The organism is Rhodanobacter sp. OR87 (assembly GCF_000473345.1).
In the GTDB taxonomy this organism is placed as follows: domain Bacteria; phylum Pseudomonadota; class Gammaproteobacteria; order Xanthomonadales; family Rhodanobacteraceae; genus Rhodanobacter; species Rhodanobacter denitrificans.
This window is the reverse complement of sequence record NZ_AXBJ01000009.1, coordinates 20605-45622: the sequence shown is the minus strand read 5'-3', so window position 1 is coordinate 45622 and position 25018 is coordinate 20605. Positions and strand designations below refer to the sequence as shown.

Annotated in this window: 23 protein-coding genes; 16 read left to right on the top strand and 7 right to left on the bottom strand. The window is 69.4% G+C overall.

The window, feature by feature from the left end; translation table 11 throughout:
• Window positions 1-135 precede the first annotated feature (135 nt).
• On the bottom strand, window positions 136-2460 hold the full coding sequence (locus RHOOR87_RS0109935; protein ID WP_027484927.1) for a DNA translocase FtsK: 2325 nt from the start codon (window positions 2458-2460) through the stop codon (window positions 136-138).
• A 26-nt stretch (window positions 2461-2486) separates the two neighbouring features.
• Window positions 2487-3551 (bottom strand): alanine dehydrogenase, encoded by a 1065-nt coding sequence (ald, locus tag RHOOR87_RS0109930; RefSeq protein WP_007508086.1) that lies wholly within the window; start codon window positions 3549-3551, stop codon window positions 2487-2489.
• A 213-nt stretch (window positions 3552-3764) separates the two neighbouring features.
• Here ald and trxB point away from each other — a divergent pair, with 213 nt between their 5' ends.
• From trxB to aat, 3 genes are all read left to right on the top strand, one after another.
• Window positions 3765-4730, top strand: a complete 966-nt coding sequence (gene trxB, locus RHOOR87_RS0109925) for a thioredoxin-disulfide reductase (protein WP_027484926.1) — start codon at window positions 3765-3767, stop codon at window positions 4728-4730.
• A 124-nt stretch (window positions 4731-4854) separates the two neighbouring features.
• Window positions 4855-5997, top strand: a complete 1143-nt coding sequence (locus RHOOR87_RS0109920; protein ID WP_027484925.1) for a peptidogalycan biosysnthesis protein — start codon at window positions 4855-4857, stop codon at window positions 5995-5997.
• The gene (gene aat, locus RHOOR87_RS0109915) at window positions 5994-6722 is read left to right on the top strand and encodes a leucyl/phenylalanyl-tRNA--protein transferase (RefSeq protein WP_027484924.1); all 729 of its coding nucleotides are present in this window, start codon (window positions 5994-5996) and stop codon (window positions 6720-6722) included. The genes RHOOR87_RS0109920 and aat overlap by 4 nt, the downstream gene beginning before the upstream one ends.
• Window positions 6723-6725: 3 nt before the next feature.
• On the opposite strand, the gene RHOOR87_RS0109910 is transcribed toward aat, so the two are convergent.
• The 3 genes from RHOOR87_RS0109910 to RHOOR87_RS0109900 form a co-directional block, all read right to left on the bottom strand.
• Complete coding sequence (locus tag RHOOR87_RS0109910; RefSeq protein WP_027484923.1) at window positions 6726-7526, bottom strand: HD domain-containing phosphohydrolase; 801 nt, start codon at window positions 7524-7526, stop codon at window positions 6726-6728.
• Window positions 7527-7781: 255 nt separating this feature from the next.
• Window positions 7782-9041: a flavodoxin-dependent (E)-4-hydroxy-3-methylbut-2-enyl-diphosphate synthase gene (ispG, locus tag RHOOR87_RS0109905; RefSeq protein WP_007508077.1), complete on the bottom strand. Its 1260-nt coding sequence runs from the start codon at window positions 9039-9041 to the stop codon at window positions 7782-7784.
• Window positions 9038-9226: a hypothetical protein gene (locus RHOOR87_RS0109900; RefSeq protein WP_027484922.1), complete on the bottom strand. Its 189-nt coding sequence runs from the start codon at window positions 9224-9226 to the stop codon at window positions 9038-9040. Before RHOOR87_RS0109900 ends, ispG begins: the two co-directional genes overlap by 4 nt.
• Window positions 9227-9330: 104 nt before the next feature.
• On the opposite strand from RHOOR87_RS0109900, the gene ccoN reads away from it, so the two are divergent.
• From ccoN to ccoS, 7 genes are all read left to right on the top strand, one after another.
• On the top strand, window positions 9331-10797 hold the full coding sequence (gene ccoN, locus RHOOR87_RS0109895; RefSeq protein WP_027484921.1) for a cytochrome-c oxidase, cbb3-type subunit I: 1467 nt from the start codon (window positions 9331-9333) through the stop codon (window positions 10795-10797).
• A 127-nt stretch (window positions 10798-10924) separates the two neighbouring features.
• The gene (gene ccoO, locus RHOOR87_RS0109890) at window positions 10925-11587 is read left to right on the top strand and encodes a cytochrome-c oxidase, cbb3-type subunit II (RefSeq protein ID WP_007508070.1); all 663 of its coding nucleotides are present in this window, start codon (window positions 10925-10927) and stop codon (window positions 11585-11587) included.
• Window positions 11584-11766 carry a cbb3-type cytochrome c oxidase subunit 3 gene (locus RHOOR87_RS0109885; protein ID WP_007508068.1) on the top strand — a complete coding sequence of 61 codons (183 nt, stop codon included), beginning with the start codon at window positions 11584-11586 and terminating at the stop codon, window positions 11764-11766. Before ccoO ends, RHOOR87_RS0109885 begins: the two co-directional genes overlap by 4 nt.
• Complete coding sequence (gene ccoP, locus RHOOR87_RS0109880) at window positions 11763-12671, top strand: cytochrome-c oxidase, cbb3-type subunit III (RefSeq protein WP_027484920.1); 909 nt, start codon at window positions 11763-11765, stop codon at window positions 12669-12671. The genes RHOOR87_RS0109885 and ccoP overlap by 4 nt, the downstream gene beginning before the upstream one ends.
• The gene (locus tag RHOOR87_RS0109875) at window positions 12655-12894 is read left to right on the top strand and encodes a hypothetical protein (RefSeq protein ID WP_027484919.1); all 240 of its coding nucleotides are present in this window, start codon (window positions 12655-12657) and stop codon (window positions 12892-12894) included. The genes ccoP and RHOOR87_RS0109875 overlap by 17 nt, the downstream gene beginning before the upstream one ends.
• Window positions 12891-15152: a heavy metal translocating P-type ATPase gene (locus RHOOR87_RS0109870; protein ID WP_027484918.1), complete on the top strand. Its 2262-nt coding sequence runs from the start codon at window positions 12891-12893 to the stop codon at window positions 15150-15152. The genes RHOOR87_RS0109875 and RHOOR87_RS0109870 overlap by 4 nt, the downstream gene beginning before the upstream one ends.
• A complete protein-coding gene (gene ccoS, locus RHOOR87_RS0109865; protein ID WP_015447962.1) occupies window positions 15149-15343 on the top strand; it encodes a cbb3-type cytochrome oxidase assembly protein CcoS in 195 nt (64 codons plus the stop codon). Before RHOOR87_RS0109870 ends, ccoS begins: the two co-directional genes overlap by 4 nt.
• A gap of 18 nt (window positions 15344-15361) precedes the next feature.
• Here ccoS and RHOOR87_RS0109860 read toward each other — a convergent pair whose 3' ends face one another.
• The gene (locus tag RHOOR87_RS0109860; RefSeq protein WP_007514648.1) at window positions 15362-17317 is read right to left on the bottom strand and encodes an acetyl-CoA hydrolase/transferase C-terminal domain-containing protein; all 1956 of its coding nucleotides are present in this window, start codon (window positions 17315-17317) and stop codon (window positions 15362-15364) included.
• Between the two features lie 54 nt (window positions 17318-17371).
• Here RHOOR87_RS0109860 and RHOOR87_RS0109855 point away from each other — a divergent pair, with 54 nt between their 5' ends.
• The 5 genes from RHOOR87_RS0109855 to RHOOR87_RS0109835 all read left to right on the top strand — a co-directional run bounded on the left by RHOOR87_RS0109855 (window position 17372) and on the right by RHOOR87_RS0109835 (window position 22592).
• Complete coding sequence (locus tag RHOOR87_RS0109855; RefSeq protein ID WP_007514646.1) at window positions 17372-18838, top strand: phospholipase D-like domain-containing protein; 1467 nt, start codon at window positions 17372-17374, stop codon at window positions 18836-18838.
• 96 nt (window positions 18839-18934) lie between these two features.
• The gene (xseA, locus tag RHOOR87_RS0109850; protein ID WP_007514644.1) at window positions 18935-20305 is read left to right on the top strand and encodes an exodeoxyribonuclease VII large subunit; all 1371 of its coding nucleotides are present in this window, start codon (window positions 18935-18937) and stop codon (window positions 20303-20305) included.
• 304 nt (window positions 20306-20609) lie between these two features.
• Window positions 20610-20747, top strand: coding sequence for a hypothetical protein (locus tag RHOOR87_RS20755; protein WP_007514642.1), 138 nt, complete (start codon window positions 20610-20612; stop codon window positions 20745-20747).
• Between the two features lie 124 nt (window positions 20748-20871).
• Window positions 20872-21042: a type II toxin-antitoxin system RelE/ParE family toxin gene (locus RHOOR87_RS20750; RefSeq protein ID WP_007514640.1), complete on the top strand. Its 171-nt coding sequence runs from the start codon at window positions 20872-20874 to the stop codon at window positions 21040-21042.
• A 119-nt stretch (window positions 21043-21161) separates the two neighbouring features.
• Window positions 21162-22592, top strand: a complete 1431-nt coding sequence (locus tag RHOOR87_RS0109835) for an aldehyde dehydrogenase family protein (RefSeq protein WP_007514638.1) — start codon at window positions 21162-21164, stop codon at window positions 22590-22592.
• A 106-nt stretch (window positions 22593-22698) separates the two neighbouring features.
• Here RHOOR87_RS0109835 and RHOOR87_RS0109830 read toward each other — a convergent pair whose 3' ends face one another.
• Window positions 22699-23460, bottom strand: a complete 762-nt coding sequence (locus RHOOR87_RS0109830; protein WP_007514636.1) for a YdcF family protein — start codon at window positions 23458-23460, stop codon at window positions 22699-22701.
• A gap of 109 nt (window positions 23461-23569) precedes the next feature.
• Here RHOOR87_RS0109830 and RHOOR87_RS0109825 point away from each other — a divergent pair, with 109 nt between their 5' ends.
• The gene (locus RHOOR87_RS0109825; RefSeq protein WP_007514633.1) at window positions 23570-25009 is read left to right on the top strand and encodes a hypothetical protein; all 1440 of its coding nucleotides are present in this window, start codon (window positions 23570-23572) and stop codon (window positions 25007-25009) included.
• The last annotated feature ends 9 nt before the right edge of the window (window positions 25010-25018 follow it).

The following is a 25018-nucleotide window of genomic DNA, read 5'->3' as shown; positions in this document are numbered from 1 at the left end:
ATTCCCGGAAGGTGGTGACATGCCGCAATTGTGGACAGCACTGGCTTAACCGAACCGTAGGAGCGCACTCCGTGCGCGCTGCCCTTCGGTACATCGAAAGGCATCGCCTGCCAGCAGGCTCCTGCGGGTCTCATTTCAATTCTTCGGCGGTGGCGGCGCCAGCACTTCGCGGTTGCCGTTGTGCTGCGGGGCGCTGACCACGCCGTCCTGCTCCATCTGTTCGACCAGCCGCGCGGCGCGGTTGTAGCCGATGCGCAGGTGCCGCTGCACGCCGGAAATCGAGGCGCGCCGGGTCTGCGTGACGATCGCCACGGCCTTGTCGTACAGCTGGGTGTCGGCGTCGCCGCCCTCTTCGCCTTCCTGCGGCAGGCCCGAGTCGTTGATGAACTTGCCGTCGCTGGTCGGTTGCGCCTCTTCCAGCACGCCCTCAATGTAGTTCGGCGCGCCCTGCGATTTCAGCCAGGCGACCACGTGGTGCACCTCATGGTCGTCGACGAAGGCGCCGTGCACGCGTTCCGGCGTGGCAGTGCCCGGCGGCAGGTACAGCATGTCGCCGTGGCCAAGCAGGGTCTCGGCGCCACTCTGGTCGAGAATCGTGCGCGAGTCGATCTTGCTGGAAACCTGGAACGCGATGCGGGTGGGAATGTTCGCCTTGATCAGGCCGGTGATCACGTCCACCGACGGGCGCTGGGTGGCCAGGATCAGGTGCACGCCGGCGGCGCGCGCCTTCTGCGCCAGGCGGGCGATCAGCTCCTCCACCTTCTTGCCGACGATCATCATCATGTCGGCGAATTCGTCGATGAACACCACGATGTACGGCAGCGGCTCCAGCGGTTCGGCGGCGAGGTTCGGCATCTCCGGGTTCGGCCGGAACAGCGGGTCCAGCAGCGGCTGGCCGGCGTTCTCGGCGTCCTTCACCTTCTTGTTGAAGCCGGCCAGGTTGCGCACGCCAACGGCGGCCATCAACTTGTAGCGGCGCTCCATCTCGGCCACGCACCAGCGCAGCGCGTTGGCCGCTTCCTTCATGTCGGTGACCACCGGCGCCAGCAGGTGCGGGATGCCCTCGTACACCGAGAGCTCCAGCATCTTCGGGTCGATCATGATCATCCGCACGTCTTTCGGACTGGCCTTGTACAACAGGCTCAGCACCATCGCGTTGACCGCCACCGACTTGCCCGAGCCGGTGGTGCCGGCCACCAGCAAGTGCGGCATCTTGCCCAGGTCGACCACCACCGGCTTGCCGCCGATGTCCTTGCCCAGCGCCAGCGACAGCGGCGACTTGGTCTGGTCGTACTTGTCCGAACGCAGGATCTCGGAGAGGTAGACGATCTGCTTGTGCGCGTTGGGGATCTCCAGCCCGATCACGTTCTTGCCGGGGATCACGTCGACCACGCGCACGCTGACCACCGACAGGCCGCGCGCGATGTCCTTGTCCAGGCTGGACACCTGCGAACCGCGGATGCCCGGCGCCGGCTCCATCTCGAAACGGGTGATCACCGGGCCCGGGTAGGCGCCGACCACCTTCACGTCGATCTTGAAGTCCTTCAGCTTGAACTCGACCTGGCGCGAGAGCACCTCCAGGGTTTCCTCGGAATAGCCCGGCCCCTGCGGCGGCGCCTCGTCCAGCAGCGACAGCGGCGGCAGCTCGCCCGGCGCGGCGGCGCCGACGAACAGCGGGATCTGCGTTTCCAGCCGGGCCCGCTCGCTCTTGGTCACCGGCGCGGGCGGCGCCTCGATGCGTACCGGCTCGCGCCTGGCCTGGCGCACCGCGTCGGCCTTCTTGACCACCTCGCGCTCGGTGCGCGCCTGCCTTGCGGCCAGTGCCTGCGGCGCCTCGCGCAGCTTGCCCTTGAGCCAGTCGACCAGCCTCAGCACGCCATGCCCGGTCCAGTCCATCACCTTGAACCAGGACAGCCCGGTGGCCAGCGTCACCGCGATCAGGAACAGCGCCAGCAGCAGCAGCGGCGCGCCCTTGTCGCCGAACGCGCTGAGCAGGGCGTCGCCCACCCACACCCCGATGATGCCGCCCACGCCCTGCGGCAGTACCGGCTCGTCGTGGAAATTGAGGTACAGCAGCGCCGGGCCGGTGATGAAGAAGAACACGAAGCCGATCAGGCGCAATGCCGGCTCCCACGGATGCACCGCCTGCTCGCCGCGCTGGCGCAGCACCTGCACGCCCAGCAGCAGCAGCAACAGCGGGAAACAGTAGGCGACCAGGCCGAAGATCCAGCGCAGCAAGTCGGCGATGTAGGCGCCCACGGTGCCGCCGAAATTGCGTGCATGTTCCAGCTGGCCGGCATTGGTCCAGCTCGGGTCGTGCGGGTTGTAGCTGAACAGGCACACCAGCAGGTACAGCGCCAGCGGCAGCAGCAGCAAGGCGCCGGCTTCGCGCAGCCGTCGCTTCAGCTCTTCGCTGAGTCCCTCCTTCTGTGGTTGCCTGACGTTCGTGCTGCGCGCCACTCTTGGTATCCCTTTCCTGCCCAAGCTCAGAGCATACCTTGCAGCGCGGGATGCACCAGCTTGCCGCCGTCGACATTGATGCCGCTATTCAGCGGGGCGAACTGGCGCCACGCGTTGCCCGCCGCCAGGCGCTGCACGTAGGGCAGGATCGCGGCGGAAATCGCCAGCGACGAGGTCTGCGGCACCGCACCCGGCATGTTGGTCACGCAGAAATGGGTGATGCCATGCACGTCGTAGGTGGGCTTCTCCCAGGTGGTCGGCTTCGAGGTCTCGAAGCAGCCGCCCTGGTCGATCGCGATGTCCACCAGTACGCTGCCCGGCTCCATCGTCCTGACCATCGCCTCGCTGACCACGTGCGGCGCCCGCGCGCTGGGGATCAGCACCGCGCCGACCACGATGTCGGCGTCGCGCACTTCCTCGGCCACCGACGACTCGTAGGCATACAGCGCGGTGACGTTCGGGCCCAGCGCCATCATCTCGGCCAGGCGGTCCTGGCGCTTGTCGAACACCACCACGTTGGCGCCGGCGGCCGCGGCCAGCGCCGCGGCATTGCCGCCAGCGGCACCGGCGCCGAGCACCACCACCTTGCCGCGCGGGGTGGACGCCATGCCGCCAAGCAGCTTGCCCTTGCCGCCCTGGGGGCGATGCAGCAGCGTGGTGCCGAGCTGGGTGGCGATACGGCCGGCGATCACCGACATCGGCAGCAGCAGCGGCAGCACGCCATTCTCCGTCACCGACTCGAACGCCACGGCGGTGAGGCCGATGTCGAGCAGGCGGCGGGTCAGCTCGGGCTCGGCGGCCAGGTGCAGGTAGCAGAACAGCAGATGGCGCTTTTCCAGCAGGGCCAGGTCGCCGGCGATCGGCTCCTTCACCTTCACGATCAGCTCGCCGGCCGCGTACAGCGCGGCGGCGTCCGCCACCACCGTGACGCCTTCCCGGGTGTAGGCCGCGTCGGCAAAGCCGCTTTGCAGTCCGGCACCGGACTGGATGAACACCTCGTGGCCGCGGCGCGCCAGGTCGGCGGCAGCAGCGGGAATGAGCGCGACGCGCCCTTCCATCGTCTTGGTTTCGCAGGGAATGCCGATGCGCATGGAGAAGGAGTCCTAATGGAAGGTTGAACCCATCGCGCCGTCGACGCGGTCGTGCCGCCGATCTGCCGATGCCTTGAATCGGTGCCGCATATTCCCCATTCTTCCGGGGTCGTGCGCTCCGTCGTCATCGCCCGCAGCGGCCCGGAAGGAAACCGCCGCAGGGGTCGGAGCGAATAGCCACTCAAGTCACCCGAAAACCCAAGGATTATAACCATGAGCGTCGCCCCCAAACACAGCCGCCTGCTGATCCTCGGCTCCGGCCCCGCCGGCTACACCGCTGCGGTGTACGCGGCCCGCGCCAACCTCAAGCCGACCCTGATCACCGGCCTGCAGCAGGGCGGCCAGCTGATGACCACCACCGACGTGGACAACTGGCCGGGCGACGTCGAAGGCCTGCAGGGCCCGGCGCTGATGCAGCGCATGGCCGAGCACGCCGAGCGCTTCCACACCGAGATGATCTTCGACCACATCCACACGGCGGACCTGAAGCAGCGCCCGTTCCGGCTCAAGGGCGACTCCGGCGAGTACACCGCCGACGCGCTGATCGTCGCCACCGGCGCCACCGCCAAGTACCTCGGCATCGAAAGCGAGGAGAAGTTCAAGGGCAAGGGCGTCTCGGCCTGCGCCACCTGCGACGGCTTCTTCTTCCGCGACCAGGACGTGGTGGTGATCGGCGGCGGCAACACCGCGGTCGAGGAAGCGCTGTACCTGGCCAACATCGGCCGCAAGGTCTACCTGGTGCACCGCCGCGACAAGCTGCGCGCGGAGAAGATCATGCAGGACAAGCTGTTCGAGAAGGCCGCCGCCGGCAAGATCGAGCTGGTCTGGAATCACAGCATCGACGAGGTGCTCGGCGACGACACCGGCGTCACCGGCGTGCGCGTGAAGGACGTCAACTCCGGCGCCACCCGCGACATCGCCGCCACCGGCTTCTTCGTGGCGATCGGCCACACGCCGAACACCGGCATCTTCGAGGGCCAGCTCGACATGCACGACGGCTACATCAGGATCCACAGCGGCCAGAGCGGCATGGCCACGATGACCTCGGTGCCGGGCGTGTTCGCCGCCGGCGACGTGGCCGACCACATCTACCGCCAGGCCGTCACCTCGGCCGGCTTCGGCTGCATGGCGGCGCTGGACGCGGAACGCTGGCTGGATCAGCAGACGCCGGCGGCCTGACCCGTCCCGCGTAGGAGCCCGCTGGCGGGCGATGCTCTTGGAGCCGGATTCCGGATTCGGGATTCGGGATTCGCGAAAGCAAGAGCATCGCCCGCCAGCGGGCTCCTACGGCAAGCGCCACGCCATGCACATCCGCTTCCACGACGCGATTGCCGGGCTGCCAGCCGCGGCGTGGGATGCCCTGCGCGCCGACGCGAACCCGTTCGTGTCGCACGCGTTGCTGGACGCGCTGGAACGCAGCGGCTGCATCCGTCCCGACTGGGGCTGGCAGGCCCATCACCTGGGCCTGTACGAAGACGGCCGCCTGCTCGCCGCCGCGCCGCTGTACCTGAAGGGCAACTCGCACGGCGAGTTCGTGTTCGACTGGAGCTGGGCCAGCGCGTGGCAACGCGCCGGCGGCGAGTACTACCCGAAGCTGCTCAACGGCGTGCCCTACTCGCCCGTTGCCGGTCCGCGCCTGCTGGCCGGCAACGACGCACGCACGCCATCGCTGCAGCGCGAACTGGTCGAGGCGATGCGCCGCGAAGCCGAGCGGCTGGGCCTGTCATCGGTGCACGCGAATTTCCTGCAGCCGGCCGAGCTCGCCGCATTCGGTGACGGCTGGCTGGCGCGCTCGGACGTGCAGTTCCACTGGCACAACCGCGGTTACCGGCACTTCCCGGATTTCCTCGCCGCGCTCAACCACAAGAAGCGCAAGAACATCCTGCGCGAACGCCGCCAGGTGGCGGCGAGCGGACTGGCCATCGAGTGGCGCAGCGGCGACTCGCTCCATGACGACGAATGGCAGCGCGTGCATGCACTGTACGAAGCCACCTTCGACATGAAGGGCAACCACGCCGCGCTGACCGTCGCGTTCTTTCGCCAGCTCGGCACGCTGGGATCGACCGCGCAGCTCGCCCTGGCCCGCGACGGCGCAGCCATCGTGGCGATGGCGCTGTTCGTGCAGGGCGACAAGGTGCTGTACGGCCGCTACTGGGGCGCTGCGGTGGACGTGCCCGGCCTGCATTTCGAGCTGTGCTACTACCGCGGCATCGACTACGCGATCGCGCACCGACTCGACCGCTTCGAACCCGGCGCGCAGGGCGAGCACAAGCTGGCGCGCGGCTTCCTGCCGGCGCGCACGCACTCGCGCCACTACCTGGCAAACCCGGATTTTCGTGCCGCGGTGGCCGCGGCGCTTGCCAGCGAGGCCGAAGCGGTCGACGCTTATGCCACCGAGTTGGGGGATCACAGCCCCTATGCCGATCACGGCGAGGTCGATCGATGAACCGGTTGCCGCTGCTGGATGCCGAAGCCTGGGACCGCTTTCCCGACCCGTGCCACGCACTGGCCGAGCCGAACGGACTGCTCGCGTTCGGCGGCGACCTGTCGCCGCGCCGGCTGCTGGCCGCATACAGCCTCGGTGTCTTCCCGTGGTTCGGCGAGCACGAGCCGATCCTGTGGTGGTCGCCCGACCCGCGCTGCGTGTTTCATACCGCCGACCTGCGGATCAACCGCAGCCTGCGTCGCCAGCTCCGGGACAAGCCCTGGCGGCTGACCGTGGACCACGCGTTCGAGCAGGTCGTCCGCGCCTGCGCCGCGCCGCGCGCCAGCGACGCCGGCACCTGGCTGGTGCCGGCGATGATCGACGCCTACGTGCAACTGCATCGGCTGGGCCACGCACACAGCGTCGAGGTGTGGGATGGCGAGCGGCTGGTCGGCGGCATCTACGGCGTGGCGGTCGGCCGGCTGTTCTGCGGCGAGTCGATGTTCAGCGCCGAGAGCGGCGGCTCCAAGCTCGCTCTGGTCACGCTGGCGCGGCTGCTGCACGCGATGGATTTCCCGCTGCTCGACGCCCAGGTCGCCAACCCGCATACGCTGGGTCTGGGCGCCGTCGAGATGCCGCGCGCGGAGTTCCTGCGCCAGGTCGCCCGGCTCGGCCAGCTGCCCGGCCTGGTCGGCAGCTGGGCCGCCTTCACGTCGCGGCTGATCCAGCCCGGCGCCGGCGACTGAAACTCAGTGCGCCAGCGCCTTGAGCTCGTCGTAGTGCTCCAGGAACAGCGCCACCAGCTCGGGATCGAGCTGGCTGCCGGCGGCGGCGCGCAAATAAGCCAGCACGTCCGCCTCGGGCCACGCCGGCTTGTATACGCGCGCGGTGATCAGCGCATCCCAGATATCGACCACGCTGAAGATGCGCGCCGCCAGCGGGATGTTCTCGCCGGCGAGGCCCTGCGGATAGCCGCTGCCGTCCCAGCGCTCGTGATGGCTGTAGGGAATCTCGCCGGCGTCGCGCAGGAAATCCACCCGCTGCAGCAGCTCGTGGCCCAGTTGCGGGTGCTGGCGCATCACCGCCATCTCCGCGTCGTCCAGCTTGCCCGGCTTGATCAGCACCGCGTCCGGCAAGGCCAGCTTGCCGATGTCGTGCAGCAGCGCGCCGAAGCTCAGGTTGCGCAGCGCCTCGCCATGCACGCCGGCCAGCCGCGCCAGGCCGGCGGCCATGCGCATCACCCGGTCGGAATGGTCGCCGGTCTCGCGGTGGCGGATGTCCATCGCCGACACCAGCACGCGCAGGGCCTGCTCGTACCCGTCCAGCAGCCTGCGGTTGGCGGCCTGCAGTCGGCGCAGGTCGCGCGCCACCATCCAGTACAGCAGCGCGCCGGTGCAGGCCACGAACAGCCAGCCCTTGACGCTCTGCAACCAGCTCAGCTCGGCCCGATTGCGCACCAGCGCATCCAGCGCGCGATCGGACAACCATATCCACAACGCGGACAGCAGCACGTAAAGCAGGACCGTGCGGAACTGCGGGCTGATTCTCACGAAAGCTCCCTTGGCAGGATCATCCCGCACACGCTCGGGCTGCGCATCATGCGGGCCGCCGCAAGCATGAACCAGGATCAGGCGCGGCGGTGTGACCAGGGCCTCAGCGATGGCGAAGAACGCCACTTCCCGTGGTTTTCTTCGGTCGCGAGTCCGGTACGCACCCGGGCTCGCTCACATGAAAAATCACTGGCGTGACTGCCTCATGTCCGGCCATCGGCGGCCAGGCTTCGAGGTTGAAAAATCCACAAGCGCTCAGCCCGTTCGTGCCGCGTACCGGCGCGCGACGTAATCATCGAGAATGCCGACGAATTCCTCGGCGATGCGGTCGCCGCGCAGGGTCATCGCCTTCTCGCCGTCGATGAACACCGGCGCCGCCGGCGCCTCGCCGTTGCCGGGCAGCGAGATGCCGATGTTGGCGTGCTTGGACTCGCCCGGGCCATTGACGATGCAGCCCATCACCGCGAGGGTGAGGTTCTCCACGCCGTCGTACTTGATGCGCCACACCGGCATCTGTTCGCGCACGTGTTCCTGCACGGTCTTGGCCAGTTCCTGGAAGAACTCGCTGGTGGTGCGCCCGCAGCCCGGGCAGGCGGTGACCAGCGGGGTGAACGAGCGCAGGCCCATGGTCTGCAGCAGCTCCTGCGCCACGATCACCTCGCCGGTGCGCGAGGCGCCCGGCTCGGGCGTGAGCGAGATGCGGATGGTGTCGCCGATGCCTTCCTGCAGCAGTACCGCCAGCGCGGCGCTGGAGGCGGTGATGCCCTTGGAACCCATGCCGGCCTCGGTCAGACCCAGGTGCAGCGCGTAATCGCAGCGTGCGGCCAGGTCGCGGTACACCGCGATCAGCTCCTGCACGCCGGACACCTTGCACGACAGGATGATGCGCTCGCGCGGCAGGCCGATCTTCTCGGCCAGCGCGGCCGAATCCAGCGCCGAGCGGATCAGCGCCTCGCGCGCCACGTGGCTGGCGTCCCACGGCTCGGCGCGGCGCGCGTTCTCGTCCATCAGCGCGGTGAGCATGCCCTGGTCCAGCGAGCCCCAGTTGGCGCCGATGCGCACCGGCTTGCCGTACTGGATCGCCTTCTCGATGATCGCGCCGAATTGGCTGTCCTTCTTCTTGCCGAAGCCGACGTTGCCGGGGTTGATGCGGTACTTCGCCAGCACCTCGGCGCAGGCCGGCTCGCGTTCCAGCAGCTGGTGGCCGTTGTAGTGGAAGTCGCCCACGATCGGCACCTCCACCCCCATCATCGCCAGCCGCTCGGCAATCCGCGGCACCGCGGCGGCGGCGGCCGGCGTGTTGACCGTGATGCGCACCAGCTCGGAACCGGCGCGGGCCAGCTCGGCGACCTGCTTCGCGGTGCTGGCCGGGTCCTCGGTGTCGGTGTTGGTCATCGACTGCACCACTACCGGCGCGCCGCCGCCCACCGTCACCTTGCCGATCTGCACGGCCACGCTGGGCCGGCGCGGCGCCGGGGCGGCCGGATGCGGTTTCTGCGGAACGAACTCGCTCATGGAATCAACCGGATGTTCTCAAGGTCGCGATGGCCCGCGACGACGACGCCAAGAATACCCGATCGGCCACCGTTTCCCGCCGGAAGCCCGATCGCGCCGGTGCCGGCAAGCAGGAAAACGCTCCACGCATCACGCATGGCGACCCGACGCATCTGCCAGGCGTCGGCCGGGCCGGCGCGGTGCATACTGGCCGCCGGCGAAGGACGAATTGCCGCAGGCGCTTGATCGAAGTCATGACGACGCTACATGCTTCGCGCCAAAATACGCAGCTATCTTCACGGGGGCGTCCATGCCGAACACCGAGTATTACAACGACAAGGTCGTGCGCCAGTTCCTGCTGGCCGCGGCGGTATGGGGCATCATCGGCATGTCGGTCGGCGTGTATGCCGCCGCCGAACTGATGTGGCCGGCACTGAATTTCGAGATCCCCTGGCTGACCTTCAGCCGGATCCGCCCCGACCACACGTTCGGCGTGATCTTCGCGTTCGGCGGCTCGGCGCTGATGGGCACCTGCTATTACGTGGTGCAGCGCACCGGCCACGCGCGACTGGCGTTCAGGAAGCTGGCCGCCTTCACCTTCTGGGGCTGGCAACTGGTCTGCGTGCTGTCGATGGTCTCGATGCCGCTGGGCATGACCCAGAGCAAGGAGTACGCCGAGCCGGAATGGATCATCGACATCCTGATCGCGATCGTCTGGGTCAGCTTCGGCGTGGTGTTCTTCGGCTCGCTGGCGCGCCGGCGCATCAAGCACATCTACGTGGCGAACTGGTACTACGGCGCATTCATCATCGCGGTGGGCCTGCTGCACATCGTCAACAATCTCGCGCTGCCGGTGTCGCTGTTCAAGTCCTATCCGATCTATTCGGGCGTGGTCGACGCGATGGTGCAATGGTGGTACGGCCACAACGCGGTGGCGTTCTTCCTGACCGCCGGCTTCCTCGGCATGATGTACTACTTCGTGCCGCGCCAGGCGCAGCAGCCGCTGTGGAGCTACCGCTTCTCGATCGTCAATTTCTGGGCGCTGATCTCGGTCTACATGTGGGCCGGCGCGCACCACCTGATGTACACCGCGCTGCCGGACTGGGTGCAATCGGTCGGCATGGCGTTCTCGCTGGTGCTGCTGATGCCGAGCTGGGGCTCGGCGGCGAACGGCCTGCTCACCTTCAACGGCTCCTGGCACAAGCTGAAGACCGACCCGGCCGCCAAGTTCATGGTGATGTCGCTGGTGTTCTACGCCGCCTCGACCTTCGAAGGCTCGATGATGGCGATCAAGACGGTGAACCAGTTCACCCACTACACCGACTGGACCATCGCCCACGTGCACTCCGGTTCGCTGGGCTGGGTGGCGATGATCACCATCGGCTCGCTGTATGCGATGGCGCCGCGCGCGCTGGGCCGCCCGGAGATGTATTCGCACAAGGGCATGGAAGTGCATTTCTGGCTGCACATCCTGGGCACCTTGCTGTACGTGGGCGCGATGTGGACCGCCGGCGGCGTGGAGGGCCACATGTGGCGCGCCACCCAGCCCGACGGCGCGCTCACCTACGGCTTCCTGGACAGCCTGATCGCGATCAAGCCGATGTACGTGATCCGCTGGATGGGCGGCGTGCTGATCCTGTCCGGCATGTGGGTCATGGCGTGGAACCTGTGGCATACCGCGGCCGATGCGCGCGCGCGGCTGATCAAGCCGATTCCGGTGCCGGTGCCCGAACCCGTGCCGCACCAGGTGCCGGCACCGCTGCCTGCCGCCGGTTGAGGGAGCCGATTGATGCGCTCGTCCATGATCGCCGCTTCAATCAAATCCCTCTTGCGTGGCGGCAAGCCGGCCCGGCAAATCCAACAGCGGCCATCCATGGCCGCACTCTTCAAGTAGAGCTCACACCATGGCCTACAAGCATTTCGAAGCAATCGAGAAACACGCCGGCCTGCTCGGCATCGGCATCGCGATCATGGTGTCGCTGGGCGGGCTGGCCGAAATCACCCCGCTGTTCGTCGAGGCGCATGCGCTGAAGGCACCGCCGAACGTGCATCCGTACGACCCGCTGCGGCTGGCCGGCAAGGACGTCTACGTGCGCGAGGGCTGCTACCTGTGCCATTCGCAGATGATTCGCGCGCTGCGCTTCGAGACCGAGCGCTACGGCCACTTCTCCACCGCCGCCGAATCGGTCTACGACCGCCCGTTCCAGTGGGGTTCCAAGCGCACCGGCCCGGATCTCGCCCGCGTCGGCGGCAAGTACTCCGACGACTGGCAGCGCATGCACCTGATGAACCCGCGCAGTGTGGTGGCGCAGTCGAACATGCCGGCCTACCCGTGGCTGGCCGGCAAGAAGCTCGATGCCGCCGACATCCAGGCGCGCATGCGCACCCTGCGCAAGCTCGGCGATCCGTACAGCGACGCGGACATCGCCGGCGCGCCCGCCGCGGTGGAAGGCAAGACCGAGATGGACGCACTGATCGCGTACCTGCAGGGCCTGGGCATCAAGAACGAGCCCGATGCGGCGGGCGCCACGGCCACCGCATCGGCGGACACGGGAGGCACGCCATGACGCCGATGAACCCGGTCTGGGGCCACCTCGCCGGCGTGCTCATCCTGCTGATGATGTTCAGCTTCATCGGCATCTGGATCTGGGCCTGGCGCAGATACCACAAGTCCACGTTCGACCGCATGGCGCACCTGCCGATGGAAGACGAAGCCGCTTTCGACAACAGGGAGGATCGCCCATGAGCACGGGATGGTCGTTTTGGGTGATGTTCCTGGTAGTGCTCAACATGGGCACCACCTTCTTCCTGTACCTGTGGGGACCGCGCGCGAAGATCCCCACCCTGCCCGACGGCACCAGCGGCCACGTCTGGGCCCATGGCGTGCTGCGCGAGGGCGTGCGTCCGCTGCCGCTGTGGTGGGTGCTGCTTTCCGGCGCGATGTTCGTGGCCGGCTTCATCTACCTGGCGCTGTTCCCCGGCTTCGGCAATTTCAGGGGCGTACTGGGCTGGACCTCGCACGGCGAGCTGGCGAACGCCGTGGCCGCCAACGACGCCCGGCGTGCCTCGCTGACCGAGCGCTTCAAGCTGTATCCGGTGGAGCAACTGGCCAACGACCCCGCCGCGCTGCAGATGGGCAAGGTACTGTTCGAGGACAACTGCGCGGCCTGCCACCAGCGCAGCGCGAAGGGCAACATGACGCTCGGCGCGCCCGACCTCAGCGACGACGACTGGCTGTACGGCGGCAGCGGCAACGACATCACCACCTCGATCCACGATGGCCGCAGCGGCGTGATGCCGCCGTGGGCCAGCCTGGGCGCGGACAACGTGAAGAATCTGGCGCAGTACGTGCTGAGCCTGTCCGGCTCGCCGCACGACGCCGCCAGGGCCGCGGCCGGCCAGCCGCTGTTCGCCACCTGCGCGGCCTGCCACGGCGCCGACGGCAAGGGCAACCAGGCGCTCGGTGCGCCGAACCTCACCGACCACATCTGGTTGCACGGCGGCAGCGTGGCCGATATCGAGAAGACCATCGGCGAGGGCCGCCAGGGCCACATGCCGGCGTGGAACCCGCGCCTGTCCGACGACCAGATCCACGTGCTCGCGGCCTACGTGTACCACCTGTCGCACCAGCCCGATGGCGACAAGCCCTGACCGCACTGCCCGCAGCGCATCGGCCTGGTATCGCCAGCCGGTGCTGTGGCTGGGCGTGTTCGTCTTCGTGGCGTCGCTGGCCGGCTGTGTGTGGATCATCGTGCTCGGCGCGAACCACGCCGACACGCCGCTGAGTACTTCGCATACCGTGTTCGGCGTGCCGGTCAGCGCACACAGCAGCGCCAGCCCGCCGCAGCGCCCGCCCACCGATCGGCCACGATGAACGCCTACGCGGCCTGGGCCCACCCGCAACTCGCCGCGCAGGTGCTGCGCGTGCGCCGCGACGGCTGCAGCGAGGTCGCCTTGCGGGTCGAACCCCTGAACGACGCACGCCAGGTGCTGTGGCTGGAGCAGCGCATTCGCGCGTTGCCCGGCGTGCGGCGCGTGGCCATCGACCGGCCGGCACAGCGCGTGCGGGTGGTGTGGGACGCGCAACGCACATCGCTGCCGAGCCTGCTCGACAACTTCGCCGTCGCCGGCTGCCCGGCGCAGCCGCTGCAGCAAGACAGCATCGACGACGCCCGGGCGCAGGAACAGCACGATGCGCTGAAGCGCCTGCTGGTCGCCGGCATGTGCTCGATGCAGGTGATGACCTACGCGTTCGTGATCTACATCGGCGTGGTCGATTTCGTCGACTTCAGCACGCGCAACCTGTTCCGCTGGCTCGGCCTGCTGACCAGCCTGCCGGTGGTGTTCTATTCGGCGCTGCCGTTCTTCCGCGGCGCCGTGCGCGAACTGGGCCAGCGCCGGCTCGGCATCAACTTGCCGGTGGCGCTGGCGGTGGCGCTGGTGTTCCTGGCCAGCACGTTCAACACGCTGCGCGGCAGCGGCGAGATCTATTTCGACTCGGTGACCATGTTCGTGTTCCTGCTGCTCGGCGGGCGCTACGTGGAACTGCGCTCGCGCCATCGCAGCGGCGCGCTCGGCGATGCCGCGATCGACGCCACCCCGCTGCTGGCGCAGCGACGCCGTGCCGACGGCGAGCTGGAGACGGTGGCCGCGATCGCCCTGTTGTCCGGCGACCGCGTGCACGTCGCCGAAGGCGGCACCGTGCCGGCGGACGGCGTGCTGGAAAGCGCCGGCGCGCAGGTGGACGAGGCGCTGCTGTCGGGCGAGTCGCGCCCGCTGCAGCGGCTGCGCGGCGAGCGGCTGGTCGCCGGCAGCGTGCTGCTGTCCGGGCCGGCCGAGCTGCGCGTGGAGCACAGCGGCGCCACCACCGTGGCGGCGCGACTCGGCGCCCTGGCGAGCCGCGCGCGGCATGCGCGTTCGCTGATCGCCCCCAGCGATCGCGAAGTCGGCCGCTTCGTCGCCCGCGTGCTGGTGCTCACCGCGCTGACCGCACTGGGCTGGCTGCTGCTCGATCCCGGCCGCGCGTTCGAGGCCGCGGTCGCCGTGCTGGTGGTGGCCTGCCCCTGCGCGTTCGCGCTGGCCGGCCCGGCCACGCTGACCCGTGCACTCGGCGTGCTGGCCGGCCGCGGCGTGCTGGTCACCGACGGCAAGGCGTTGGACACGCTGGCCACGGTCGACTATGCGCTGTTCGACAAGACCGGCACGCTCAGCGTGCCGCAGCTCGACCGCCGTGCGGTCGAACCCCTGCGCGGCGACACGCCCGACCGCGTCCTGCAGCTGGCCGCCGCGCTGGCCTACGAAAGCTCGCACCCGCTGGCGCGCGCACTCGCCGACGCGGCGCGCCTGCAGGCGCTGTCGCTGCAGGCGCAGTCGGTACGGGTCCATGCCGGCGCCGGCATCAGCGGCGACATCGACGGCCGCGAACTGCGCCTGGGCCGCGCCGACTTCGCACTGGCGCTCGCCGGCCAGACGGCGCCATCGGTGGTGACCGACACGCTGCTGCTGGCCGATGCGCAAGGTGCCATCGCCACGTTCCATCTCGACGAACAACCGCGCGCCGACGCCCGCCGCATGCTCGACGCGCTGCGCGCCGACGGCATCGCCGTCGCGATCGCCAGCGGCGACAGCGCCCCCCGCGTCGCCACGCTCGCCGCCCGCCTGGACATCGGCGACTGGCATGCGCGGCAGTCGCCCGCCGCCAAGCTCGAGCGGCTGCAGGCCGCGCGCGAGCACGGCCACACCACCCTGGCCGTGGGCGACGGCAGCAACGACGCCCCGGTACTGGCCGGCGCCGACGTCTCCGCCGCGCTGGCCTCGGGCACCGAGCTGGCCCAGGCGCATGCCGACCTGCTGCTGCTGGACGGCCACCTGGGCAGCCTCGCCGACGCCCACGCGATCGCCCGCCAGTCGCGGCAGCTGATGGCGCAGAGCCGGCGCTGGTCGCTGCTGTACAACCTGTGTGCCGTGCCATTCGCCGCGCTCGGCTTGGTGCCGCCGTGGCTGGCCGGCATCGGCATGTCGCTGAGTTCGCTGGTAGTGATACTCAACGCGTTGCGCGTCGGCGGCGACACGGCAGCAGGCCGCTCCGGCGCGTCCGGCCCGGCAGCCCGCCCGCGCGAGCTGCGCGCATGAACATCCTGCTGGTGCTGATCCCGGTCACCCTGCTGGTGGTGATCGTCGCGGTATGGCTGTTCTTCTGGGCAGTCAACCACCAGCAGTTCGACGACCTGGACAGCCCCGCACAGCTGCCGTTGATGGACGATCCGCCCGAGCCGGCGCCGCCTGCGGAAACCCCGCAGCACGACCCCACCGAACCGCCGTAGGCGCCCGCCGGTGGCCCTCTACCGTTGGCGGCGCAGGGCAGTCTGCAGCAGGCGTCGCTGCGCGCGCCCGGACCAGCTTGCCGGCGCATCCAGGCCCATCCGTGCCAGCGCCTCGCTCTCGCCATCCACGACGTCGCCCGGGCGAACCACGGCACCCAGCAAGCGCCACCTACCGCGCCAGTGGCCGCTGCAGGCTTTCAGCCATTCCAGTGCCGGCAACAGGCGCTGTTCGACCTCGGTGAAATCGCTGCCGAACGGAAACGCCGGCAGCACGCCCTCGTGCCGCAGCGGCGCCAACGCCTCGTGCAGATGCTCCGGGCGATGGCGACGCCAGGCTTCCGGCACCACGAAATCCGCGGCCAGCTTGCCGTGCGCCTTCGCCTGCGCGCACAGCGCGTCGAGGAAGCGCGCATCGGCGATCGACAGCATCGCCTCGACGCACTCGCCGTCGCTCTTGCCGCGCAGGTCGGCGATGCCGTACTCGGTGACGACGATGTCGCGCAGGTGGCGCGCAATGGTGGTCTGGCCGTAGTTCCAGCGGATGTTGCTCTCGATCCCGCCGCGGCTCTCGCGGGTGGCGCGCAGCAGCAGCGCCGAGCGTGCGTCAGGCAGCTCGTGCGCCATCGCCACGAAGTTGTACTGGCCGCCGACGCCGCTGACCACGGCGCCGTCCTCCAGCGTGTCGGAGACCGCCGCGCCGAGCACGGTCGCCATCATGCAGGTGTTGAAGAAACGCGCGCCGCGCCGCTGCAGCATCGCCAATGCCTGGTGCTCGCCGTACAGCTGGTTGACGTTGGAGACCGCGCACATGTCGATCGCATCCGGATCGGCCGCTTCGGTGGCGGCCAGCCACGCGTACAGTTCGCGCGAACCGAGGAAGAACGCGCCGCGCAGATAGTGCCCGCCCGGCGAAGCCGGGTTCAGGCGACCTGCCGCCGCCGCGCGCTCCAGCGCCAGGTTGTCCCAGCTGCGCCGCTTCAGGATGCCGCCGCGTTGCAGGTGCATGAAGCCGTCCATCACCATCTCGCTGGCGCCGTACAAGCCGGCCTCGAACGGCGCCAGGCCGCCCTGCTTCTCCGCCAGCACCCGGGTGGCGCCGGCCGGATCCAGCGCCGCCAGCGCCTGGCGCCAGCGGGTGTTGTCGTGCTGACGCAACAGCAGCGCCTTGACCAGCGCGTCGGACAGCGCGCCGATGCCGATCTGCAGGCAACCGCCGTCCCTGACCAGCGCGCTGGCGTGCAGGCCCAGCGCGTACTCGGCCAGGCCCACCGGCGAGCGCGGCAGCGCAAACAGCGGCGGCGACGTGGGCGGGCGCAGCTCCACGTCGAAGTACGCTTCGGCCACTTCGGCGTCGCCGCCCAGGTACGGCAGCTCCGGATGCACCACCGCCACGCACAGCGGCCGCGGCCGTCCGCTCGACTGCAGCCGGCGCAGCAGATCCAGGGTCAGGTCCGGATTGCACGACAGGCTGTAGTGCACGCCGTCCGGGCCCTCGCGCCGCGCCACCAGCTGCACCAGCAGGTTGATGTCCTGCAACGCGAGGTCGCGCGCCACGTGGGTGTAGTTCTGGCTGATGTAGCTGCGCTGGGCGCTGGCCGAACGCAGCAGCGCGCCGGACTGCAGGTAGAACTCGTGCACCTCGACGTTCGCCGGCAGCGCGTCGCGCGCTTGGTCCAGCGCGTAGTGCGGATCGACCGCGTCGGCGCCGAAGTGGCGCTCAAGGAAAGGCCCGAGGAAACGCTGCTCCAGCCCCGGCATCGGCTGCGGCCGGGTCAGCGACAGTGCGGTGTACAGGCGCATCGAGCGCCCGGTATCGGCCGCGACCAGTCGATACAGCGCGTTGAGCAAGCCATGCGGTTTGCCCAGGCCCAGCGGCGCGGCGATGCGCAGGTGCGGACCGAGTCCGTCCGCAAGATCGCGCGCGCAGGCATCGGTGTCGGCGTAGCGATGCTCGATTGGCATGCACGCGATCATGCCAGAAGCCCCACGACGTCGGCGCGCCGACAAGCCATCGCCTACACTCGGGCCATGCCCACGCCACTGATCCCCGCCACCCCGAGCCGCCTGCTGGCCGAACAGGCGCTGAGCCGCGCCGCCGGCGCACCGCTGCTCAATGGCAACGCGGTGGACCTGCTGATCGATGCCGCCGCCCATTACGAAGCCTGGCTGGCGGCCATCTGCGGCGCACGCCAGCGCGTGCTGCTGGAGAACTACATCATCCGCGACGACGAGGTCGGACGCGCCTTCCGCGATGCGCTGGTCGAACGTGCCCAGGCTGGCGTGTTCGTCGCCGTGGTGGTCGACTGGCTCGGTTGCCTCGGCCAGTCGCGCGGTGCGTTCTGGGCGCCGCTGCGCGCGGCCGGCGGCGAGGTGCGCGTGTTCAACCCGCTGCAACTGGGCGAGCCGCTGGGCTGGGTCAGCCGCGACCATCGCAAGCTGCTGGTGGTCGACGGCGTGCTCGGTTTCCTGTCCGGCGTGTGCATCAGCGCGAAGTGGCTGGGCGACCCGGCACGCGGCGTGCCGCCATGGCGCGACACCGGTGTGGCCCTGCGTGGCCCGGCAGTGGCCGAGCTGGAAGCCGCGTTCGCGCAGAGCTGGGGCGAGACCGGTGTGGCACTGCGTCAACTCGCCGCCGCGGCAGAGCCGGCCGTGCCGGCCGGCAACGTGTCGTTGCGGCTGATCGCCACCCAGCCCTCCACCGCCGGGACGTACCGGCTCGACCAGCTGATCGCGGCGATGGCACGCAAGACGCTGTGGCTCACCGACGCCTATTTCGTGGGCCTCGCGCCGTACGTGCAGGCGCTGGTCGCCGCCGCGCGCGATGGCGTGGACGTGCGCCTGCTGGTGCCCGGCAGCAGCGACATCCCGATCGTGGCCGGTGTGTCGCGCTCGGGCTATCGGCCGCTGCTGAAGGCCGGCATTCGCGTGTTCGAATGGAACGGCTCGATGCTGCACGCCAAGACCGCGGTCGCCGACGGGCAGTGGGCGCGGGTCGGCTCGTCCAACCTCAACATCGCCAGCTGGCTCGGCAACCGCGAACTGGACGTGGCGGTCGAGGACGCGGGCTTCGCCGGCCAGCTCGCCGCGCAATACGAACAGGATCTGGGCAATGCCACCGAGATCGTGCTGGCCTCGCGTCGCCACCGGCGCGGCAGCGGCGGCCGTGAGCGGGTGCGCCGCCGCGAGGCGCGGCCGCCGCACGTGCGCCATGCCGGCGGCAGCTCCGGCCGTGCCGCCGCCGGCGCGCTGCGCATTGCCAACAGCGTCGGTGCCGCGCTGGCCAACCGGCGCGTGCTCGACGACACTGGCGGCGCGCCGCTGGCGATCGGTACGCTCGTGCTCGTCGTGCTGGCGGCGGTCGCCTTCGTGTGGCCGGCGTGGATCGGCTGGCCCTTCGGCGCCCTCGCCGCCTGGTTCGCGCTGAACCTGGCCATCCGCAGCTGGCGTGTGCGCAGGCGCCGCTGGCGCGAACGGCGCGACGCGGGCGACGACTGAGGCCGCCTTGCTTCTTGAGGCTTTCCCTGCGCTTCCCGTGTCAAGCGGATGTTTTCTCACAACTTGATACGACGCGCATGTTAGGCTCGCGCCCTTATGTCTGCGCCGTTCGACGACACCACGCCACGCCATGTGCTGACCCCCAGCTCGCTCAACCGGCTGGTGCGCGACCTGCTGGGCGACGCGCTGCCGCTGGTGTGGATCGAGGGCGAGCTGTCGAACGTGGCCAAGCCCGCGTCGGGTCATCTGTACTTCACCCTGAAGGACAGCGGCGCCCAGGTGCGTTGCGCCATGTTCAAGATGAAGGCGTCCGCGCTGCGCTTCCGCCCGGTCGACGGCATGCAGGTGCTGCTGCGTGCCAGGGTCGGCCTGTACGAGCCGCGCGGCGAGTTCCAGCTGGTCGCGGAATACATGGAACCGGCCGGCGAAGGCGCGCTGCAGCGCGAGTTCGAGCAACTCAAGGCCAGGCTCGACGCCGAAGGCCTGTTCGACCCGGCACGCAAGCGTGCCCTGCCCGTCTACGCACGGCGCATCGGCGTGATCACCTCGGCCACCGGCGCTGCCGTGCGCGACGTACTGAGCGTGCTGGGGCGGCGCTGGCCGCTGGCCGAGGTCGAAGTGCTGCCGGTGCCGGTGCAGGGTCGCGAGGCGCCGCCGGCGATCGTGGCGATGCTGCGCAAGGCATCGGCCAGCGCACGCTACGACGTGCTGTTGCTGACCCGCGGCGGCGGCTCGCTGGAAGACCTGTGGGCGTTCAACGAGGAAGCCGTGGCGCGCGCGATCCACGCCAGCGCGGTGCCGGTGGTTTCCGCTGTGGGCCACGAGATCGACTTCAGCATCGCCGACTTCGTCGCCGACCTGCGCGCGCCCACGCCGTCGGCCGCCGCCGAGCTGCTGGTGCCCGACGCGGTGGCGGTCGATCGCCACCTGCGGCAGCTGCAGCAGCGCCTGGCCACCTTGCTGCAACGCCGCCTGCAGGTGCAGTCGCAACGCGTCGACCATCTGCTGGCGCGGTTGCAGGCGCAGCGGCCACAGGCACGGTTGCAACGCGACCGCGAACGGCTGCAGCACCTGCAACATCGCCTGGCCGCCGTGCTGCGCGAACAGAGCCAGCGGCGCCACACGCGACTGGAACGCCTGCACGCGCGCCTGCTGGCGCAGCATCCGCGCGCGCGGCTGTCGTTGCTGGCACGCCGGCTGGCCGAGCAGGATCAGCGCCTGCGCCGCGCGATCACGCACATCCTCGAACGCCGGCAGACGACGCTGCGCCACGCCGGCCATGCGCTGCATGCAATCAACCCGCTGGCCACGCTCGAACGCGGCTACGCGATCCTGTTCGACGCGAACGGCCAGGTGCTGCGTTCGGTGCAGAGCGTCGAACCCGGCGACGCGCTGCGCGCACGGTTGGCGGATGGGGAATTGGCGTTGCGGGTGCTGGAGCAACCACATGCAAGTTCACGCAAATAAGCGGGCACCTCCATCTTGGCCCAAACATCATCCCGAGCCGTGCAGGCATCGCGCAGTGGATGGGCGACGCGCAGCCTGGTACCTGACCAAGGGAGCGTGACCGAACGCAGCACACCAGTGCCACATTCAGTGCAGAGACCACCGCCCAAGTTGCCCTGTCCAGTACAACCATCCGCCTGCCCGATGCCCTGAAGTCCCGCGTGGCCGCCGCCGCGAAGCAGATGGGCACCACACGCCGCACGGTTTCATTCTCGAGGCCATCGCCGAGAAGGCGGAGCTTGCCGAGCGCCGCGCCGACTTCGACGTGGAGGCGGAGCGGCGCTACGCCGGCATCGTCGCCATCGGCAAGGCGATTCCGTGGGAGGCCATGCGCGGTTACCTGGAAGGCAAAGTCACCGGCAACGCCGTGCGCCGCGCCGCCCCGCGCAAGCTCGCGAAATAGCCGTGCCTCGCATCGAGTTGGCGCCCGAGGTGGGCGGGGATTTCGAACGCATCCTCGGCCACCTTGCTGCGCACCAGGCTGCCCACATCGAAGCCCGCTTGCGCGAGATCGTCGCCCGATCGACGTGCTGGAAGCCAACCCGCTGATCGGGCGACCGGCAGGCAATGGCAAGCGTGCGCTGGTGATCAGCAAGGGCTCGCATGGCTATGTGGCCCTGTGCCGCTACGTGGACAGCCTCGACATCGTGTTCGTGCTGGCCGTGCGCACGCAGAGCGAAGCCGGGTTCACCCACTGACACCGCGCTTTGTCCCGAAACACCGTGCGGCATGGACCGATCCGCGAAGATCCCTGACTCACGGCTCCTGAACACCGCGACGCCCTATCCTTGCCGGATCGCATCCGCAGGCAAGTGCCATGTTGAACAAGACCTACCCCTACTACCTCGCCAACCGGCCGCAGACCGCGAAGACCATGCTGGAGGTCTTCGACAAGTACAGCGGCAAACTCGCCACGCGCGTGGCGGTACCGGACGCGACGGCCACGGAGAAGGCCATCGCCGCCGCAGTGAAAGCTGCCAAGCCGATGCGCGAGTACAAGCCGTGGGCGCGGCAGACGGTGCTGCAGTATTGCGCGGCGCGTTTCGCCGAGCGCCGCGACGAGCTGGCCGAGGCGTTGTGCATCGAGGCGGGCAAGCCGATCAAGGACGCCGCCGGCGAGGTGACGCGGCTGATCGAGACGTTCCGCATCGCCGCCGAGGAGGCAGTTCGGATCAACGGCGAGACGATCAACCTGGAACTTGCCAGCCGTCTGGACGGCTATCACGGCTACACCAGGCGCGTGCCGCTGGGGCCGGTGTCGTTCATCACGCCATTCAACTTTCCGCTGAATCTGGTAGCGCACAAGGTGGCGCCAGCGATCGCCGCCGGCTGTCCGTTCGTGCTGAAGCCGTCGGAGAAGACCCCGATCGGCGCGCTGATCATCGGCGAGGTGCTGGCCGAGACCGACCTGCCGAAGGGCGCGTTCTCGATCCTCACCCTGGATGGCGCACACGCCGCACCGCTGGTGGAGGATCCGCGCTTCAAGCTGCTCTCGTTCACCGGCGGGCAGGTCGGCTGGGCGCTGAAGGCGCGCGCCGGGCACAAGAAGGTGACGCTGGAGCTGGGCGGCAACGCGGCGTGCATCGTCGACGCCGACCAGGACGGCAAGCTCGACCACGTCGTGCAGCGGCTGGTGTTCGGCGCGTTCTACCAGTCCGGCCAAAGCTGCATCGGCGTGCAGCGCATCTACGCGCATGCCGACATCTACGATGCGCTGAAGCGCAAGCTGGTCGCCGCCACGAAGAAGCTCAAGGCCGGCGACCCGAAAGACAGGAGCGTGTTCCTCGGCCCGATGATCGACGAGGCCGCCGCCGAGCGCCTGCACGGCTGGATCCTGGAGGCGAAGCAGGCCGGCGGCAGGATCCTCTGCGGCGGCAAGCGCCATGGCAACATGCTCGACGCCACCCTGATGGAAGACGTGCCCGCCGACGCCAAGGCGAATCGCATGGAGGCGTTCGGCCCGTTCGCCCTGCTCGCCCCGTTCCGGCGGTTCGACGAGGCGATCGCGATGGTCAACGATTCCGACTACGGCCTGCAGGCCGGCATCTTCACCGACAGCCTCGCCCACGCGATGCGCGCATGGAACGAACTGGAACAGGGCGGCGTGATCGTCAACGACATTCCCAGCTTCCGCGTGGACAACATGCCGTACGGCGGCGTGAAACTGTCCGGCCTGGGCCGCGAGGGCGTGCGCTACGCGATCGAGGACATGAGCGAGACCCGCCTGATGGTGATGCGCGAGTCCTGATTGCGGGAGCGTGCTGCATCCCCCCGCCCGCCGCGTCGTACCAGCCACGAAGGCGGGCAATGCCCGTCGATCCATCGCCCCAAAGAGCCGGCGGGCAGTGCCCGCCCTACAGCGCGCCAGGTTTCGTCGCCTGCACGTTCCAACCCATCGCGTCGTACACGTGGTAGCGCACGATGCCGGCGTACTCGTGCAGGGCCAGGTCGGCCATGGCGAAGTTGTACGACAGCGGCAGCCAGGAACGCACACCGTCGACGTGATCGGCCGGCACCGGCACGGCATGGATGCCGAAGTGGGCGAAGTACAGCATGCCGCGGCGCAGGTGGAAGCCGGACGACACCAGCAGCACGCGGTCGGCGCCGTACGCCTGCAGCAGCGGGCCGCTGAACTGCGCGTTCTGCCAGGTATTCATGCTGCGCGACTCCAGCAGCAGGTCGGCGGCATCCACGCCGAGCCGCTGCAGATCGCCGGCATAGACGATTGCCTCGGGCCGACCGAGTCCGCGCGCGTCGCCGCCACTCACCTCGATCCTGCACTCGCGCCCGGCCTGCCGGCATGCGCGGTACAGCTGCGCCGCCTTGCCGATGCGCCCGTAGGCGAACAGGCTGGGCTCGACCTCGCCGCTGCCGGCCACGCGCACGGTGCCGGCGCCCAGCAACACGATCGCGTTGCGTTGGCCCCAGTCGATCGATGCGGTCGTCGCCTGGCCCGATTGCAGCCGCGCCAGCAGCCAGCTCGGCACCGGCCCGCAGCCGACCGCCAGCAGCAGGATCAGCGCCGATCCCAGCAGCACGCGGCTGCAGCGGCGCCACTTCAGGCGCGACAGCACCACGGCCAGCGCGATCAGGATCAGCAACACGTTCAGGGTCATGGGCAAGGCCGGTGGAGATGACGGGGCACGGGTGCCATTATGCCGATGCGCCGCGCGGGCACGAGCCGCTCGCGTTCGTCGGACCGGACCACTGCACCGGAGCTGAGCCATGACCACCCTCGTCTTCGTCCACGGCTGGAGCGTCACCAACACCTCCACCTACGGCCAGCTGCCACGGCAGCTGCAGCAGCAGGCGTCCGCCGCCGGCCTCACGCTGACCCTGGCCGACCTCTGGCTGTCCGAATACGTGAGCTTCGACGACGCGGTGACCATGCCCGACCTGGTGCGCGCGTTCGACCACGCCCTGCGCGACCTGCACCTGCTCGACGCCAGCTTCGCCTGCATCACCCATTCCACTGGCGGCCCGGTGGTACGCGAATGGCTGCGCGCGCAGCGCGACAAGCCGGCCACCTACAGCACGATCAAGCTCAGCCACCTGGTGATGCTGGCGCCGGCGAACTTCGGCTCGGCGCTGGCGCAACTGGGCAAGGGCCTGCTTGGCCGGTTGAAGGCCTGGTTCGGCGGCGTGGAGCCGGGGCAGCGCATCCTCGACTGGCTGGAACTGGGCAGTGCCGCATCGCTGTCGCTCAACCTCGACTACATCCACAGCGACGACCCGGTGAAGCGCGGGCAATTCCTGTTCGTGCTGACCGGCGACCGCCCCGACCGCCAGTTGTACGACCACCTCAACAGCTACACCGGCGAGGACGGTTCTGACGGCGTGGTGCGCATCGCCGCCGCCAACCTCAACGCCCATCACGCCGTGCTGTCGCCGCAGGCCACCAGCGCCGGCGGCCTCGACATGCTGGCACTTACCCTCAGCCGCGGCCCGCGCTGCGCGTTCAAGCTGATCGCCGGCGCAGCCCATTCCGGCGACGAGCGCGGCATCATGGCCAGCGCCGCACCAGCCACCGTGCAGGCGATCCTGCGCTGCCTCGGGGTACGAAGCGCCGACGACTACGAGAGCCTGTGCGACGTTTTCGAGCGCGAGAACGCCGCGCGCGACGCCGACAAGGTGGAACTGGAGCCGGCCGGACCGTTCGCCCCGCGCGTGCACATCCACGACCCGCGCAGCCTGCTGATCGTGCGGCTCGCCGACGAAGCCGGCGAACCGCTGAGCGGCGCCGGTTTCCTGCTCACCGCAGGCAGCCAGGCCAGCCCCGACCTGCTGCCGGACGGTTTCCTGCTCGACCGCCAGGCCAACTCGAAGCAGCGCACCACCATCTCGCTGTTCCTCGATCACAGCCTGCTCGCCGGCGACGACCGCGTGGCCGACCCGCGCAACAACCGCAAGACGCTGCGTGCCGCCGTCGCCAGCCACCGGCCCTACGGCGCCAGCGTGCAGCCGGTGGACCTTGCCGGCCTGGTCCACCATGCGCTGGCCCGAAGCGCCGCCGGCGACGACCTGTTCGCCCTGCTCGGCCCGCACCAGAGCACCGTGCTCGACGTGGTGCTGCCGCGCAAGATCCACGAAGGCGTGTTCCGGCTGACGCAGACGCTGACGCCGCAGGACTTCAGCCGACCGGTAGCCGGGCCGGTGATCGGCTGAACCGGCGAA